Annotated in this window: 16 protein-coding genes and 1 pseudogene; 7 read left to right on the top strand and 10 right to left on the bottom strand. The window is 64.3% G+C overall.

Annotated features, from left to right (window positions below; translation table 11 throughout):
* Positions 1 to 198 precede the first annotated feature (198 nt).
* The 5 genes from ABGN05_RS26915 to ABGN05_RS26935 form a co-directional block, all read right to left on the bottom strand.
* Entirely contained in the window at positions 199 to 2,019 is a 1,821-nt protein-coding gene (locus ABGN05_RS26915) for an FAD-binding oxidoreductase (RefSeq protein ID WP_367957112.1), read from the bottom strand.
* 1 nt (position 2,020) lies between these two features.
* Positions 2,021 to 3,286: a flavin-dependent oxidoreductase gene (locus ABGN05_RS26920; protein WP_367957113.1), complete on the bottom strand. Its 1,266-nt coding sequence runs from the start codon at positions 3,284 to 3,286 to the stop codon at positions 2,021 to 2,023.
* 216 nt (positions 3,287 to 3,502) lie between these two features.
* Positions 3,503 to 3,928, bottom strand: a complete 426-nt coding sequence (locus ABGN05_RS26925) for an SRPBCC family protein (protein ID WP_367957114.1) — start codon at positions 3,926 to 3,928, stop codon at positions 3,503 to 3,505.
* A 49-nt stretch (positions 3,929 to 3,977) separates the two neighbouring features.
* On the bottom strand, positions 3,978 to 4,421 hold the full coding sequence (locus ABGN05_RS26930; protein WP_367957115.1) for an SRPBCC family protein: 444 nt from the start codon (positions 4,419 to 4,421) through the stop codon (positions 3,978 to 3,980).
* 162 nt (positions 4,422 to 4,583) lie between these two features.
* Complete coding sequence (locus tag ABGN05_RS26935; RefSeq protein WP_367957116.1) at positions 4,584 to 5,198, bottom strand: TetR/AcrR family transcriptional regulator; 615 nt, start codon at positions 5,196 to 5,198, stop codon at positions 4,584 to 4,586.
* Positions 5,199 to 5,329: 131 nt separating this feature from the next.
* Here ABGN05_RS26935 and ABGN05_RS26940 point away from each other — a divergent pair, with 131 nt between their 5' ends.
* Positions 5,330 to 6,238, top strand: coding sequence for an SDR family oxidoreductase (locus ABGN05_RS26940; protein WP_367957117.1), 909 nt, complete (start codon positions 5,330 to 5,332; stop codon positions 6,236 to 6,238).
* Here ABGN05_RS26940 and ABGN05_RS26945 read toward each other — a convergent pair.
* Positions 6,235 to 6,738, bottom strand: coding sequence for a winged helix-turn-helix transcriptional regulator (locus ABGN05_RS26945; RefSeq protein ID WP_367957118.1), 504 nt, complete (start codon positions 6,736 to 6,738; stop codon positions 6,235 to 6,237). The genes ABGN05_RS26940 and ABGN05_RS26945 overlap by 4 nt on opposite strands.
* Before the next feature lie 87 nt (positions 6,739 to 6,825).
* Between ABGN05_RS26945 and ABGN05_RS26950 the strand changes: the two genes are divergently transcribed.
* The 4 genes and pseudogenes from ABGN05_RS26950 to ABGN05_RS26965 all read left to right on the top strand — a co-directional run bounded on the left by ABGN05_RS26950 (position 6,826) and on the right by ABGN05_RS26965 (position 8,704).
* Complete coding sequence (locus ABGN05_RS26950) at positions 6,826 to 7,467, top strand: dihydrofolate reductase family protein (RefSeq protein WP_367957119.1); 642 nt, start codon at positions 6,826 to 6,828, stop codon at positions 7,465 to 7,467.
* A gap of 17 nt (positions 7,468 to 7,484) precedes the next feature.
* Complete coding sequence (locus ABGN05_RS26955; RefSeq protein WP_367957121.1) at positions 7,485 to 7,808, top strand: YciI family protein; 324 nt, start codon at positions 7,485 to 7,487, stop codon at positions 7,806 to 7,808.
* 29 nt (positions 7,809 to 7,837) lie between these two features.
* A pseudogene (locus tag ABGN05_RS26960) lies at positions 7,838 to 8,363 on the top strand (dihydrofolate reductase family protein).
* 98 nt (positions 8,364 to 8,461) lie between these two features.
* On the top strand, positions 8,462 to 8,704 hold the full coding sequence (locus ABGN05_RS26965; RefSeq protein WP_367957122.1) for a hypothetical protein: 243 nt from the start codon (positions 8,462 to 8,464) through the stop codon (positions 8,702 to 8,704).
* Here ABGN05_RS26965 and ABGN05_RS26970 read toward each other — a convergent pair.
* The 4 genes from ABGN05_RS26970 to ABGN05_RS26985 form a co-directional block, all read right to left on the bottom strand.
* Positions 8,683 to 11,883 carry an efflux RND transporter permease subunit gene (locus ABGN05_RS26970; RefSeq protein WP_367957123.1) on the bottom strand — a complete coding sequence of 1,067 codons (3,201 nt, stop codon included), beginning with the start codon at positions 11,881 to 11,883 and terminating at the stop codon, positions 8,683 to 8,685. The genes ABGN05_RS26965 and ABGN05_RS26970 overlap by 22 nt on opposite strands.
* Positions 11,880 to 12,839: an efflux RND transporter periplasmic adaptor subunit gene (locus ABGN05_RS26975; RefSeq protein WP_367957125.1), complete on the bottom strand. Its 960-nt coding sequence runs from the start codon at positions 12,837 to 12,839 to the stop codon at positions 11,880 to 11,882. Before ABGN05_RS26975 ends, ABGN05_RS26970 begins: the two co-directional genes overlap by 4 nt.
* 17 nt (positions 12,840 to 12,856) lie before the next feature.
* Positions 12,857 to 13,057 (bottom strand): YgaP family membrane protein, encoded by a 201-nt coding sequence (locus ABGN05_RS26980; RefSeq protein ID WP_367957126.1) that lies wholly within the window; start codon positions 13,055 to 13,057, stop codon positions 12,857 to 12,859.
* A gap of 115 nt (positions 13,058 to 13,172) precedes the next feature.
* Positions 13,173 to 14,480 (bottom strand): NAD(P)/FAD-dependent oxidoreductase, encoded by a 1,308-nt coding sequence (locus ABGN05_RS26985; RefSeq protein ID WP_367957128.1) that lies wholly within the window; start codon positions 14,478 to 14,480, stop codon positions 13,173 to 13,175.
* 202 nt (positions 14,481 to 14,682) lie between these two features.
* Between ABGN05_RS26985 and ABGN05_RS26990 the strand changes: the two genes are divergently transcribed.
* Positions 14,683 to 15,312, top strand: coding sequence for a MarC family protein (locus ABGN05_RS26990; RefSeq protein WP_367957129.1), 630 nt, complete (start codon positions 14,683 to 14,685; stop codon positions 15,310 to 15,312).
* Positions 15,309 to 16,532, top strand: a complete 1,224-nt coding sequence (locus tag ABGN05_RS26995; RefSeq protein ID WP_367957130.1) for an MFS transporter — start codon at positions 15,309 to 15,311, stop codon at positions 16,530 to 16,532. Before ABGN05_RS26990 ends, ABGN05_RS26995 begins: the two co-directional genes overlap by 4 nt.
* Positions 16,533 to 16,567: the final 35 nt, after the last annotated feature.

Below are 16,567 nucleotides of genomic sequence, written 5' to 3' on the forward strand. Positions count from 1 at the left end.
AGCAGCTGACTACGAGCTTTCTGGTCCTTGGGTGCGATCCTCCAAGTTAGCGTTCTTGTACGAGTACAAGTTGCGGTGGTTTCTCGCATTCTGTCCAAAGGACGTACGAGCTCACGGCTACACGACACTCGACAGGAAATCTTTCTGGATTCTTCGGCGCAGGCATTCGAACTGCATCGCACCCACATTCGTGGCGGTTCACTTCTTTTTCGTGAAACCGTCGGTACTCCATCGTTCACTGCCCACCCCGTGATGGACGATGAACAGATCTTCGGGATCGTACTTCGCCTTCACGTTCGCGAGCCGTGCGTAGCTCGATCCCCAGAACGCGTCGCTCCACGCTTCTTCGAAGAAGTCGCCCTCCGCTCCGTATGATCCTATCTGGGGTACGACCTTGCGGATTTGCCCCATCGCGATTTCCACCGCCTCTGCCTGACGCCGGGCCAGAGATCGGTCGGGCTCATGGCCGGCAATCCCCGGATAGGCCGGCGGCTCCTCCGCGCCGCAAATGGCAAGCGCGAAGGCATCCGTTGCCGCAGGATTCATCGCGGTATCCTTGGCGGCGGCAATCGCCTCTTCGGGCGCGCCAGCAAGCCCCTTGTTGAAATGCAACGACGTACTCCAGTGCCGGCTCGCCGCGAACAATGCATCGACGAGACGAGTCCGTCCTGCATACTCGAGAAGCGATGACGGCAGCCAAGTGGATTGGTATGCGTGAAAAACCTGTCCCGCCTCCTGACGATTGCCCGCCCAGAAGATGTTGCCCTCCGGGGCGCCTGGGCGGTCATCACTGAGAACTAGGCCGCCGACCCCTTTCAAGAAATTCGGGTCCCAGAAGTGCCGCGCCGGCAAGGCAACGATCACCGGTTCAACGGCGAAACCGTAGCGTTCCGACTCTGACGCGAGCCAATCGAAGAACGACCGCCAAACCGACTCGGCGCGTTGCTGTTCGAGACCCTGGAACACCATTGCGATCGACAGGGTGTTGTTCGGCCGAAAGGCGACCTGTTCCCCCCAGTGGGGGTTGAATAGCGCGTCGGCATAGAACTGCATGAACCGCTCGATCAAACGCCGAAATGCTTCATCCGACCTGCAAGTGACCTCTGCGAAAACACCGCCAACGAATTCCGGCAGATCGTGGGTACGTAGAGTCAACCTCGTCACCACTCCGAAACTACCGCCTCCGCCGCCCTTGATCGCCCAGAACAGATCGGAATTCGTGCACGCATTCGCGATCCGCACGGCGCCGTCCGCGGTGACAATCTCGGCCTCCAAAAGGCTGGCGCAGGCTGTCCCGTAGCCTTTAGAGAAATTGCCGAAGCCGCCGCTCTGAACGAGCCCGGCTACGCCAACCGTCAGACAGCCGCCGCCCTGGACGTAGCGACCGGCTTTCGTGGTGACGGCATCGTAGACATGCGCCCAGATTGCGCCGGCCTCCACCGAAACCGCGGGCTGCGGCGCTTGCACGCCGTCGCATCCCGCCGCGACGAAAGCGTCGTGCACGGTTATCGCGTTCATTCGGCGCGTCCAGATCAGCAGCGAGTCCGGCGCGCTGGATGTTCCTTGATAGCTGTGACCACCACCTTTCACGACAAGGCGCAGATTGTGTTCGCGTGCGAAGTTTACGGCCGCTACGACATCATCGGTTTTCTCGGCGGCCACCGCGAACACGCTGGGCCGGGATGTCCAGCCTCCAACCCAGCCGAGGGTTTGGGTCAGCGCGGGATCGTCACCAAGAAGGTAGGGATTCCCCAGTTTATCGAAGAGCTCTTCGCAGGAGCTGGAAGGAGGTTGTCCGACAAAGGCATCGAGAGGCGACTCGACCTCGTTCAGACGATCGCCGACCCGCCGGTTCAAGCTTTGCCAGCTTTCGACCGATGGCCAATGCGTGTTGCCAGGTCGGACACGAGACTTCGGTGCTTTCGGAACTTCGGCACTCAGGGATGCTGGCAGGCCAACAAGAAACTCCGGCACGAGGGCTGCCGAGGCAGCGGACCGCAGCAACTGTCTTCGGTTCATTTCAACCTCCGCTTGCGAGCCCGCCAGAACCGAGACGCTGGTTTCTCGCGAAGCCTGCGAGCCTTGCATAGCCGCGCACGACAGCTTCGCGTTCTTCGTGCGATGCGACCGCTTCGATGTCGCTGAACCCGTCGGGAGCGCGTGCTTCGATCATGTCGATAACGCCCTCAGGGCCTCCTTGGCGGTTGGCGAGAACTATCCCCGCCGTCGCTGGGCGCCGCTCGGCGTCGTAGGCCGCCAGCGCTGCCTCGACTGAAGCTGAGGAGTTCAAATGACCTACGAGGCTCCTCGCGTCGAGGATAGCCTGGCTCGCCCCGTTGGACCCGACCGGATACATCGGATGTGCCGCGTCGCCCAGCAGCGTCACTGCTCCGAATGACCAGCGGGACAAGGGGTCACGATCGCAATTGGGATACTCATAGAAGTCGCCAGTGGCTTCAATGATGCGCGCAGGGTCAACGAAATCCAGGCTGAACCGGTCGCGGACGAAAGGCAGTACGTCGGCGAGAACGCCTGGCCGGCTCCAGTTCTCCGAACGTCGCGGCGCCGACCCGGTTTCTCCGGTCTTCGCCATCACCGCCCAGTTGGTCAGGCGCATGCCGGGCTGCCCGGATTCCGTTCCGATCGGATAGAACACGAACTTGGCGAAGTTGCCGCCGGCGATCGCCATGGTTCGGCCGTCGCGCCATTGCGGCCAGATCGTACATCCCCGCCAAAGCATCACGCCGTTCCAGATCGGCGCACCTTCATCGGGGTAGAGCCGGGCGCGAACCGCCGAATGGATACCATCTGCCCCAATCAACAGGTCACCGTGAGCGGTTTTGCACGCGCCGTCCCGATCCGACAGTTGTACAGACACTCCATCCGCTGACTGCTCGAAACCGTCCACCTGCCAGCTGGTGTGCACGGCTTCGATGCCGAGCCGCGCGACAACGGTCCGATGAATGAGGCCCAAAAGTCTGCCGCGATGGATGCTGATTTGCGGATAATCGTAGCCGGCGTAGGCACCGCGCAATTCCTGCCAAACAACCTGTCCGAGACGGTTAGCGTAGATCAGTTCATGCGTGCGGATGCCGGCCGCATCCAGATCCGCCAGCAAACCCAGTTCGGTCAAAGCCTCGACAGCATGCGGTAGCATGTTGATCCCGACGCCGAGTTCACGGACTTCCTCGGCCCGTTCGAATATCTCGACGTCGATGCCAGCCCTGTGAAGATACAAAGCCGTCGCCATGCCGCCAATGCCGCCTCCGGCGATCAGCGCTTTCATGTCGATGCTCACTTGCTTGTTTGGTTCAGTTACACGCTATCCGCGGGCATCCATGGCGAAAATGACAAAGAAGTCTGTTTTTCCGCCAGAATGAGCCGGACACGGGTATGCGTGCCCGGCTTCAGTCTCCTCGTGGTGCGGTCGCTCAAAGCGTCATTTGTTCAGGCTGGCTACGCCATGTGACCGACAGTGGCGCCCGCATCGGCCATGACCGGTTCATGCAGCAGTCCGCTGCACCTCGACGTAGCGTTTGAAGCTGTCGAGTATGGCCTGCCACCCGGCGCGCTGCTGCTCGATCGAGTTCTCGGTTTCCGGATCGAACGCAACGCTGACCCGCACGCCGTCGGCTTCGGGCATGAATTCCACTTTGGCATGACGATCGCCGAAGTCGTATTCGATCAGCCTGTGCGGCTCGATTTTCGTGTAGGTTCCGGCAAAGTCGAAACCCATGCTGCCGTCCTTGGCCTCCATCCGCGAGGAAAAGAGGCCGCCTTCGCGCAGGTCGACGGTCGCGGACGGCGTGTGCCAATCCTCGGACGGCGAGTTCCACCGGATGATGTCTTCGGGGGTGGTGTAGGCGTTCCAGACCGTCGCCACGGGCGCGGCGACGGTCGTTTCGATGGTGATCGGTTGAGTTGTCATCGGACAGGTTCCTGTGATTGAATTGCGGGCTGTCAGGAGGGAACCCGACTTACTGGTTGATCTCGGGTTCCACGAGCTTCGCGAGCTTCTGCAGGCTGTCCTGCCAGCCGAGATAGCAGGCTTCCAGCGGGATCACCTCGGGCACGCCGTCCTGCACGACGGACATCTCGGTGCCGACCGAGACGGCCTTCAGCACCACCGTGACCTTCATCTCGCCGGGAAGGTTGGGGTCGTCGAACCGATCCGTGTAGACGAGCCGTTCGCCCGGAACGAGCTCCTTGTATTCGCCGCCGAAGGAATGGCTGTTGCCGGTCGTGAAGTTGCGGAACGACATACGGTGCATGCCGCCGACCTTTGCATCCAGCTCATGGACGGTGCAGAGATAGCCGTAGGGCGGCAGCCAACTGGCCACGGCGTCGGGTTCAAGAAACGCACGATAGACCTTTTCGGGCTTGGCGGCGATGACGCGGTGCAGGCGGACAGTGTTGGGCATGATAGTTCTCCTTTCGGATCGGTGTCGTCGTCTGGTTGTCTGTTAGACGAACGGCGTTTCCCGCCGCTCTGTCTTGAAGACGAATGGGCGAACCGCTTTCCGACATCGGGCATGGATTTTTTCCGATGCCTCCCGGATGACCGCATATGCATCCGTGGCGGATCAGACGAAGCTGCCGCGCCCCTTCGCCGGAGCGATGCCATTCCCTGCCCCATCGCCGCCGAGAAGCGTCGAAACGAACCAGCCGAGCCCGTCCTCAACGAACTCCTGGACCGGAACCTTGGGGTCGAAAGCCCACCACAGCAGTGCACCCTGCCACTGAGCAGCCATCAGAAGCCCGATACTTTCCGGTACACCGGCGGTTCCTGCGAAGCACTCGTCGAGTACGGGGCAGAGGCGGGACTTCCATATTGCGCCGCGGGCTCGGAGAACGGGGTCGCGCAGGTCCTCGCGCAAAAGCAGCAGTCCCTCGGCGTATTCTTCGATCCCGCCATATTGCGCCGACAGTCCTACGAGCAGGTCGATCGCTCCGGCAGGCGTTCTCGGGATCGAGGATGCAAGGGCCTCGGTCTGCGCATCCAGCCCGTCCCAGGCGTGCAGAACGGTTTGCCTGACCAGGTTCGGCTTGTTCGCGAACCTCTGGACGAGCGTTGCTGAGGATAGTCCACACGATTCCGCAAGCGCCGCGAAGGTCAGTGCGTCTGGGCCACGCGCATGCATCACATGCAGCGCCGCGTCCAAGACATCCTCATCAGACAGCTTCTTTGGTCGTGGCATCTCGATCCTTTGTCATGACGGCCGGCCGACCCATCGCAGGGTGACCTTTGACTCTTTTTTTATAACCGAGTATTTGGTTATAAACAATATTCACTGAAGCTCTTACTGCCCGGGTCAGCCAAGGAGGCTGCATGTCACTCAAAGGAAGAGTCGCGCTCGTGGCAGGTGCAACGCGCGGCGCGGGACGGGGCATCGCCATCGAACTCGGTGCTGCAGGCGCGACGGTCTATGTAACCGGGCGCACGACCCGCACGCACCGCTCGGAGTACGATCGCCCGGAGACAATCGAGGAAACGGCGGAACAGGTGGCTGCGGCCGGCGGCGAAGGAATTGCCGTCCAGGTCGACCATCTCGTGTCCCATGAGGTTTCCGACCTCATCGCGCGGATTAGGAAAGCCCACGGACGTCTCGACATCCTCGTCAACGACGTCTGGGGCGGCGAAAAGCTATTCGAGTGGAACAAGCCGGTCTGGGAACACGATCTCGACAACGGGCTGCGGCTGCTCGATCTCGGCGTGCGAACGCATCTGATCACTGCCCACCATGCGCTGCCGCTGATGATCGAGCAACCCGGCGGACTACTGGTCGAGGTGACGGACGGAACGGCGCAGTACAACGCCGTGAACTATCGCAACAACCCGTTCTACGATCTCGCCAAGATTTCGGTGAACCGCATGGGCTGGGTGCATGCGAGGGATCTTGAAAAGCACGGCGCCACCTCCGTTTCGCTGACGCCGGGCTGGCTGCGTTCGGAAATGATGCTGGAAGCTTTCGGCGTCACCGAGGACACCTGGCGCGATGCGACCGCGCAGGTTCCTCATTTCGCCATTTCCGAAACGCCGCGCTTCGTCGGCCGCGCCGTCGCCGCGCTTGCCTCAGATCCCGACCGGGGACGCTGGAACGGACAGTCGCTGTCGAGCGGCGGTCTGGCGCAAATCTATGGATTCACCGATCTCGACGGCTCGCAACCCGACGCCTGGCGCTATCTTGTCGAGGTTCAAGACGTAGGTAAGCCGGCGGACACGACAGGATACCGCTAGAGGCGCCCGGTGACTCGGTCGGCCACCACCGCCAGATAGGCCTCGGTCAATTCCCGGATCACCGAACGTTGCGGCGGCTGGGCGCCGAGATGCAGGCTGCGCAGCTCGGCCATGAACGCCTCCCACATCTCCGGACCGCCTTCTTCAAGCAGTTGCGCGCGGATCGAGAGTTCCCGCGTCGCAGGCGTGAAGCGCCGGCCCCAGGCGCCCATCTGGGCGATGAGCGGTACGAGCTGAATCGCCGGCTCGGTGAGACTGTAGACCGTCTTCTGCTTGTGCGCCGGGTCGGCACTGGTCGACAGCAGGCCCGCTTCGGTCAGCTTCTTCAGCCGGTCGGCCAGGATGTTCGAGGCGATGCCCTCCTCGGAATTGTTGAGCAGGTCGCGATAGTGCCGCCGATTGCCGAACATGATGTCGCGGATGACGATCAGGCTCCAGCGGTCGCCGAGCATCTCGAGCGTCAGGTTGATCGGGCATCCGGACCGGATCGGCTTGTCCATGCAGGGTCTCCGTAAACTGCTTGCAATATAGGTACAGTTTTGATAGAACGCAACTGCTTGCAAATTGCATACAGAAAGGACACGGTCATGACCAAGGTTATCGTTTCGGGTTTTTCGCTTTCCGTCGACGGCTACGGCGCCGGGCCCGGCCAGAGCCTCGAAGACCCGCTCGGCAAGCGCGGCGAGGAGCTGCATACGTGGATGGTCGAGACGGCCATGTTTCACGATATGCTGGGTAAGGACGGCGGCTCGCGGGGCGTCGACAACGACTACGCAACCCGCTCAATGGAGGGGTTCGGCGCCTTCATAATGGGCCGGAACATGTTCGGTCCGATCCGCGACGACTGGCCGGATGACAAGTGGAAAGGCTGGTGGGGCGACAATCCGCCGTATCACGCCCCGACCTTCGTACTCACTCACCATCCGCGCGGCCCCGTCGAGATGGAGGGCGGCACGGTCTTTCACTTCGTGACGGACGGGATTGGGGCCGCGCTCGAACGGGCCAAAGAGGCGGCCGGGGAAAGGAACGTGAAGATCGGCGGCGGCGTCTCGACCGTCCGCCAGTATCTTCAGGCTGGACTGGTCGACGAGATGCATCTCGCCATTTCGCCCGTAGTGTTCGGCAACGGCGAGGCGCTGTTCGCAGGCATAGACCTGCCGGCTCTCGGCTTTTCCGTCACCGAACATGCCGCGACTGACGCAGCGACCCACATCGTACTCGCCAGATAGACAAAGGAGGTCGCATCATGCCGAAATTCGTCACCATCGGATACGGCGACCGGGCCGGTTACGAACGCACACCACAGCCGGTGAGGGACGCCGCGCATGCTCACGACGCCAGGCTGGTTTCGCAAGGCGCGCTGATCGGTATCGCCGGCGCGCCGGTGCAGGTGCGCAATCATCAGGCGGCCGGAATGGAAACGCGCGACGGCCCGTTCATGTCCTCTGATTTGCCGATCGCAGGTTTCGCGGTGATCGAGGCCGCCAGCCTGGAAGAGGCCATCGAGAAGGTCTCGCAGGTCCCCTGCGCCGTCGCCCACGGCGTGGTCGAAGTCTGGCCATTGAAGTAGCCGTTCATCACTGTAGAGGGAGAAAGGAAATGGCAAAGCTCATATTCGGTATGAACGTGTCGCTGGACGGCTATGTCGACCACATGAGGTTTCAGCCGGACCCCACGCTCTTTCGCCATTTCATTGGCGAGGCCGAGGGCCAGGTGGGCAGCATCTACGGTCGCAACATGTATGAGATCATGCGGTACTGGGACGAGGACCACACCGACTGGGAGCCGGAGGGCGCGGCCTTCGCGGCGGCCTGGCGGAAGCAGACGAAATGGGTCGTCTCGCGCACCCTTAATCGGCCCCAACGCAAGGCTTGTTGAGGATGACCTAGAAGGCGCGGTTCGCCAGTTGAAGACCGAGCGCGACGGGGAGATCGAGGTTGCCGGTCCGAACCTGGCGCGAAGCCTCACCGACCTCGGCCTGATCGACGAATACCGAATTTACCTTCACCCCGTCGTCCTCGGCCACGGCGCGCCCTACTTCGCCGGACCCCGGCCGCCGCTGCGACTGCTCTCGCATGAACGGATTGGCGAAAACGTGGTCAGGTTGGCCTACGTTCCCGCATGATCTCCCCCGTTCGATGGTGCCGATTGACAGCGCTGCCCGGCCACCAGCCGGCTCCCGGCGTCGAGGCGGTCCACACATTGGTCTGCGCGACCTGAGGATTGTGCCCCATCGCGCGGCGGGTTCAGGTCGCCGTTGCCTTCGACAGGCTGCTGCGGGCTCCGGATTTCCACGGTTTCGCCGGAGAAGAGCATGAAAGGCGCTTCGCGGTGACAGCGCGCCATCTCCTCGCCTATGTCCTCGCGACCATGGAGATCGCCGCCGCCGACGGCGCCGCATCGGCCGCCTTCCGCGCGAAGCGCGGCCGCCGACGTCGCCCGGCTCAGGTGCGCAGCACCCTGTAGATCGCCGGGATGACCAGCACGGTCAGGATCGTCGAGGACGCCAGGCCGAAGAGCAACGAGATCGCCAGCCCCTGGAAGATCGGGTCGGTCAGGATCACCGCCGCGCCGATCATCGCCGCCAGCGCGGTGAGCAGGATCGGCTTGAAGCGGATCGAACCCGCCTCGATCAGCACGTCGGTCAGCGGCCTCCCCTCCCCGCCGGCATGGCGGATGAAGTCGACCAGCAGGATCGAATTGCGCACGATGATGCCGGCGAGCGCGATGAAGCCGATCATCGAGGTGGCCGAGAACGGCGCGCCGAAAAGCCAGTGCCCGCCGAGAATGCCGATGAAGGTCAGCGGGATCGGCGTCAGGATGACCAGCGGCACCTTGAACGAGCCGAACTGCGCCACGACCAGGATGTAGATGCCGAGCAGCGCCACCATGAAGGCCGCGCCCATGTCCCGGAAGGTCACCCAGGTCACTTCCCACTCGCCGTCCCAAAGAAGCGTGGAGACGGTTTCGTCCTGCGGCTGGCCGTGCAGCGATACTTCCGGCTTGGGCAACCCCGTCCAGTCCTGCGCGTCGATCGCCTCCTGCACCGCGAGCATTCCATAGAGCGGCGCCTCGAAGTCGCCGGCTAGCTCGGCCGTCACCATCTCGGCGGCGCGGCCGTTGTGGCGGAAGACGGGATAGGAGGCGCGGTCCTCGCTCACCTTCACCACGTCGCCGAGTTCGACGACGCCTCGGTCGCCGGGCAGGACGTTCGCCGGGATCGGCGTCGTGAGGAAGCTCTCGTCCAGGGTCCGGTCGCCCTTCGGCCGCTCGAGCCGGATCGGAATCGGCTGCCGGCCGCCGCCGCGGTGCGAGTAGCCGACGGTTCTGCCGCCATTGAGGATGGCGATGGTGTCGAACACGTCGCCCTCCTCGACCCGGAAGAACTCCAGGTCGTCGGTGGAAATCGTGGTACGCAGCCGGCGCGGCTGCTCGCCATAGGAGTTGTCGACGTCGACGATGAAGGGCACGGAGCGGAACGCCGCCTCCACCTTCTCCGCGACCCTGCGGCGCGTCTCGCCGTCGGGGCCGTAGATCTCGGCCAGCAGTGTCGCCATGACCGGCGGCCCGGGCGGCGGCTCCACGACCTTCAGGCTCGCCCCCTCGGGCAGGTCGAGCGATGCCAGGCTCTCGCGGATGACCAGCGCGATATCGTGGCTCGAGCGGTCGCGCTCCGCCTTCGGCAGGAGGTTGATCGCGACCTCCCCCTGCTGGGGCTCGGTGCGGTAGAAGGAATGCCGCACGAGGCCGTTGAAGTTGAAGGGTGCGGCCGTGCCGGCATGGGTCTGTACCGTACGAACTTCCGGAAACTCCATCACCTTTGTCGCCACGGCCTGCGCCACGGCGTCGGTCGCCTCGACGGAAGAGCCTTCCGGCAGGTCGATCGTGACGGAGAGTTCCGACTTGTTGTCGAAGGGCAGCAGCTTGACCGTCACGTCCTTGGTATAGAACAGCGCGAGCGAACCCAGCGTGAGCACACCCACGACGAGCAGGAAAGCCCAGCTGGCGAGTTTCGACGACAGAATCGGCCCCGCCACCATTGCATAGAGGCGGCCGAGCATGCCTCCGTGCGAGTGCTCGCCATGGGAGGCCACCGGCGCCTTGCCAGCCACCTTCAACATCAGCCATGGCGTCACCATCACGGCGACGAAGAAGGAGAAGATCATCGCGGCCGAGGCGTTGGCCGGGATCGGGCTCATGTAAGGACCCATCATCCCCGACACGAAGAGCATCGGCAAGAGTGCTGCCACGACGGTGAGCGTCGCCACGATGGTCGGATTGCCGACCTCGGCCACCGCCTCGATCGCGGCCTGCTTGCGGTCGCGCCCGTCGCCCATTTCCCAGTGGCGGGCGATGTTCTCGATGACCACGATTGCGTCGTCCACCAGGATGCCGATCGAAAAGATCAGCGCGAAGAGCGAGACGCGGTTGAGCGTATAGCCCATCACGCGCGAGGCGAAGAGCGTCAGAAGGATGGTGACCGGAATGACGACGGCGACGACCAGCGCCTCGCGCCGACCGATCGACAGCCAGACAAGGAGGATGATCGACACCGTCGCCAGTCCGAGGTGATAGAGAAGCTCGTTCGCCTTCTCGTTGGCCGTCTCGCCGTAGTCGCGCGTCACCTCGACGGCGATCTCTTCCGGGATCAGCTGGCCTTCGAGGCTCTCGACCCGATGCAGTATCTCCTCCGCCACCGTGACGGCATTCGAGCCCGCACGCTTCGCCACCGCCAGCGTCACCGACGGCAGCCGCAGCAGGCCTTCTCCGTCTCGGGTCACCGTCGCGACGTAGCTCTCCTCGCCGGTGTCGGCAAAGGTGATGTCGGCCACGTCGCGGACATAGACCGGGCGGCCGTCGCGGGCCGTCAGCAGCAGATTGCCGATCTGGGAGGGCGAATTGAGCGTCTCGCCGGCGACCACCATGATCTGCTCGCCCGCGTCGCGAACCCGGCCGGCGGGAAAGGCGCGGTTGGCGCTCTCCACCTTGCCGGCGAGCTGCTGGAGCGTGATCCCGTAGAGCGCCAGGCGACGTGGATCGGGCGCGACGCGGATGCGCTCGCTGGTCTCGCCGACGAGATAGGTCAGGCCGACATCGTCGATCTTGGCGATCTCCGTGCGCAGTTCGCGCGCGATGCGGCTCAGGTCGTTGGCCGTAATGCGGCCGGCGGCTTGAGGCTTCGGTGCCAGCGTGAGCGAGACGATCGCGACGTCGTCGATGCCGCGTCCGACGATCAGCGGCTCGGGAATTCCGACCGGGATGCGATCCAGATTGGCGCGCACCTTGTCGTGCACGCGCAGCACCGCGGCGTCGGACGACGTTCCGACGACGAAGCGGGCGGTCACCAGCACGCCGTCGTCCATGCTTTGCGAATAGACGTGCTCGACGCCGTCGATGCCCTTGACGATCGTCTCCAGCGGCTCGGTGACGAGCTTCACGGCGTCTTCCGCCTTGAGCCCGTCCGCGCTCACGCGGATGTCGACCATGGGCACGGAGATCTGCGGCTCCTCCTCGCGCGGCAGCGTCATCAGCGCCACGAGCCCGAAGGCGAAGGCTGCGATCAGGAACAGCGGCGTCAGCGGCGAAACGATGAAGGCCCGCGTCAGGCCGCCCGCGATGCCGAGCGGCTTCGGTGATGATGTCATTGAATGTCCACCACGTCGCCGGCCGACAGGCCGGTCAGAATCTCGATCTGATCGCCGTCCCCCCGGAGCGGTTCCCCGAGGATGACGGCGCGTTCGACCTGCCTGCCGTCTTCGGTGACGGCGACGAAATCGATGCCTGAACGCGTGACCACGGCGCTGCGCGGGACCACGATCGCCTGCCGCTCGCCCACGGGAACCTCCACGAGCACGCGGGCATCGACGAAGACGCTGTCGAGCGCGTCGACCTCCACGTCGGCCACGACGCGGCCGTTCTCGATCTGCGGATAGATCTTGGCCATGCGGCCGACCAGTTCCTCGCCGTTGGCGCTGATGCTGATCTTCGACCCCTCGACCAGCGTGGCCGAGTGCCGCTCTGGGATGGCGAGGCGGAGAAAGAACCCGCCCCCGCCGAGCGTGGCGACCGTCTCGCCCGGCATGATCACCGCGCCGCGCGTCACCGGGACGGTCAGGATGCGGCCGGCGGCCGGCGCCAGCACGTCGCCTTCCTCGCCTTGCTGGACCACGACGGACCGTTGCGCCTGGGTGGAGGCAATCTGGTTCTGGGCAACCTCGACGTCGGTGCGCAGCTGGTCGAGGCGCTGCGCGGTGACGATGCCGCGATTGACCAGGGTTTCGCCGCGTTCGAGTTCCGTCCGCGCCTTTGTCAATTGCGCCTCCAGAGAACGAAGCTGGGCGTCGAGTGCGGCGACCTGGAAGTCGATCTTGTCGTCGCGCACCGTGGCGATGCGCTGTCCGGCCTCCACCTCGTCGCCTTCGGTGACGATCAGGTCGACCACCGTGCCACCGATGCGCGCCCTGGCTGGCACGAGATCCCGCGCTTCCACGCGGCCGTAGACCGCCTTCCATTCGGTGATGGTGGTCGGCTCGACGGTATACGGCTCGGCCAAGGCAACGCTTGCCGCCAGCACGGCCGCGACGGTCAGGAGAATGCGCATCGGTGGGACCCAGTCTTTCAGAAGGCGCAGCCCGGCTTCACGCCGAACAGCTTGAAGATCGACGCGGCCGGGCAGAACCCGGTGAAGGAGGACTGCAGGAGGTTCAGGCCGATGAAGACGGTGAACCAGACGAAGAGCGGCGATACCCATACGGTCAGCGCGACCGAGAGCAGCACCATGAAGCCGGCGAAGGCGAGGACGGAACGATCGAGAGTCATTGCGGATCTCCATTGAATGAACACATGAACACTTATGCATGTGTTTTGCGATGTTCAAGTCCCGCGCCGCCGCTTTCGGCCGCTCGCCGGCCGGTTTCGCCGGCCGGGGGAGCGCTCAGGCGGGCGCCTTGTCTTTCTCCAGATCGATCTTGACGTCCTTCAGCTTGTCGATCCCGAGCACCTGAAGCGCGAGCTTCTCGTAGAACGGCTCGGACTTTCCCGACCGGATCTTGTGCAGGAAGTACTTTTCGAACCCCACCTTGGCCGTGTGGACCCACTTGCCCGAAGCGGACCAGTTGACGTTGCGCGGCGGAATCTGCGGCTGCGCTACGAAGGCAATGCCCGAATCCCCGAAATCGGCAAGGCAGACCGCGTTCCACGTGCCCTGGGCGTCCGGCTCCTTGCCGTCGACCAGGCGGGCGATGTTTCGGGCCGTCGCCGTAACCATGGATTCGATCATGAAACCGGTCTTCGGCACGCCCACCGGCACCGGCGTCTTGCCGACCGGCGGGATCGCCACGCACACGCCGATACCGAAAACCTGCGGGAAGGCCGGATTGCGCTGGTGCGCGTCGACCACGATGAACCCGCGCGGATTGGTCAGCCCTTCGATGCCGCGCACCGCCTCCACGCCGCGGAACGCCGGCAGCATCATCATGAAGCGGTGCGGGAGTTCGTGCGTCCGCTGCACCGATCCGTCCTCGGCGATTTCCGAGACGTGCAGCGTGGCGGGCTCGACCTTGTCTACCCGGGCATTGGTGATCCACTTGATGTGATGCTGGCGAAGCTCGCTCTCGAGCAGGCCCTTGGTGTCGCCCACCCCGTCGAGCCCGAGATGGCCGATATACGGCTCAGACGTCACGAAGGTCATCGGCACCTTGTCGCGGACCTTTGCGTCGCGCAGCGCCTTGTCGAGGATGAAGGCGAATTCGTAGGCCGGCCCGAAGCAGGATGCTCCCTGCACGGCGCCGATGATCACCGGGCCGGGATTCTTCACCAGTTCGTCGAACGCGGTCTTTGCCTGTAGAGCATGGTCGACATGGCAGACCGACTGCGTGTTGGCCGCGGGCCCAAACCCCTCGATCTCGTCGAAGGCGAGGTCCGGCCCCGTCGCTATCACCAGATAATCGTAGGAAAGCGCAGCCCCGTCGTTGAGCTCGATCCGCTTCTCGGCGGGATGGACGCTTTTTGCACCCTGCGGGTAGAGTTCGATGCCGCGCCGCCCGAATACCTTGGTGAGATCGACCTCGATCGCCTCGCGGCTGCGCCAGCCGACGGCGACCCAGGGATTGGATGGCACGAAGGAGTAGCTGCTGCCATTGTTCACGACCGAGACCCGGTGCGCCTTGCCCAAGGCATCGCGAAGTTCGTAGGCCATGATCGTGCCGCCGAGCCCCGCTCCAAGAACCACCACATGTGACATGCCGAATGCCTCCCGTAGGTTGGATATCGCCGGCCGCGCCGACAGTTCGCATGAAACATAAGCGGTCAGGCGCTGCGCGCTTTGATATCGGTCAACGGATCTCCGGTTGCGCTTGCGCGGACCAGGCATCACGCTCGCGGTACTGGTTCACCGCTGGTGAGGAGGATATGACTGGGTCCGCAACGGAATGGCGGGGGAAGCGATGCCGAGCATCGACAGCATCTTCAATGCCTTCGTGACGATCCTCGTCACAGTCGACCCGCCCGGTCTGGCGCCCCTCTTCCTCGCGCTCACCAAGGGAATGAACCGGTCGGAGCGCCAGCAGGTGGGGTTGCGGGCTTCCATCATCGGTTTCCTGGTGCTCGCCCTCTTCGCGGTGGCCGGCGCGGCGATCCTCTCGGTCTTCGGCATCACCCTGCCCGCCTTCCGGGTCGCCGGCGGGCTGCTCCTGTTCTTCATCGCCTTCGAGATGATCTTCGAGCGCCGTCAGGAGCGGAAGGAAAAGAGCGCGGACACGGCGATCACCCGCGACCACATCCACAACATCGCTGCCTTCCCGCTTGCCATCCCGCTCATTGCAGGGCCGGGGGCGATATCGGCGACGGTGCTGCTGTCGGGCTCCTTCGACAGTGTCGCCGCGCAGGTCGTGCTCGTCGGCGTGATTCTCGTCTGCATCGCCCTCACCTATCTCGTTTTCCTGCTGGCCGAACGCGTCGACCGCTTCCTCGGCCAGACCGGACGCTCGATCCTCACCCGTCTGCTCGGGGTCATCCTCGCCGCGCTTGCGGTCCAGTTCGTCGCCGATGGCATCCGGGCGCTGGTGCTGGCGTGACGCCCCTCCCCGCGGGTGCCGGTCGGTATGCCGCATCGTCGAAGACGGCATCCGTCCTCCTCCTCGTCCTGGCCGAGATGGCCGGCATGAGCCTGTGGTTCGTCTCGGCGGCCATTCTTCCCGACATGGTGCGCGAGGCCGGGGTGTCCGCGACACGGCAGGCGCTGCTGTCGAGCAGCGTGCAGGCCGGCTTCGTGCTCGGCGCGCTTGTCGTTTCGATCAGCGGCATCGCAGACCGGCTTGACCCCCGGCGCGTGTTCGCCGCGTCCGCCCTCCTCGCCGCCGCCATCAACCTGTCTCTGCTGATCCTCCCCATCGGCGGCAACGCCGCCATCGCCGCGCGGTTCGCCACCGGGGCGCTTCTGGCCGGCGTGTACCCGATCGGTATGAAGATCATCGTCGGCTGGGGGTTGCGCGACCGCGGATTCCTCGTTGGGCTGCTGGTCGCCGCGCTCACTTTGGGCAGTTCGATGCCCTACTTCGCAGCCTTTCTCGGCGGAGCGGACTGGCGCCTGACGGTCATGGCCGCCTCGGCTCTGGCCGGTCTCGGCGGCCTCCTTGTACTGGCGACGGGTCTCGGCCCGCATCACGTGCGCGCTTTACGTTTCGAGCCGTCGGCGATCAGGCTCGCCTGGACCAACCGGGAGATCCGCTACGCCTATTGCGGCTATTTCGGCCACATGTGGGAACTCTTTTCCATGTGGGCCTGGATCGGCGCCGCCTCGGCCGCGTCCTTCTCGTTCAGCATGGCTGCCGAGGATGCACAGAGCCTTGGCAAGCTGACGGCGTTCCTCGCCATCGCGCTCGGTGCCATCTTCTGCGTGCCGGCCGGCTGGGCGGCCGATCGCGTCGGCAAGGCGGAAGTGACGATCGTGGCCATGGCAGTCAGCGGACTGGCGGGGCTTCTCACGGCCGCGACCTTTGGCGGCGCGCCCGCGATCACGATCGCACTGGTGCTTCTGTGGGGCATATCGGTCATTCCGGATTCCGCCCAGTTCTCCGCGATCGTGGCCGACAAGGCGCCGCCTCACCTCGCCGGCAGCCTTCTGACCTTCCAGACGGCGATCGGCTTCGCGCTGACCATTCTCACCGTGCAGATGACCCCGGTCGCCGCGCAGGCCTTCGGCTGGCCGCCCGTGCTGGCGGCATTGGCGGCGGGACCGTTCCTCGGCATCGCGGCGATGTGGCCGCTCAGGCGGACTAGGGCGAAGGAGAGCTAGAGCCACGCGAATTCGAGCAAAAGCATCGACGCTCG

This window comes from Aquibium pacificum, from assembly GCF_040839445.1.
Classification (GTDB): Bacteria; Pseudomonadota; Alphaproteobacteria; order Rhizobiales; family Rhizobiaceae; genus Aquibium; species Aquibium pacificus.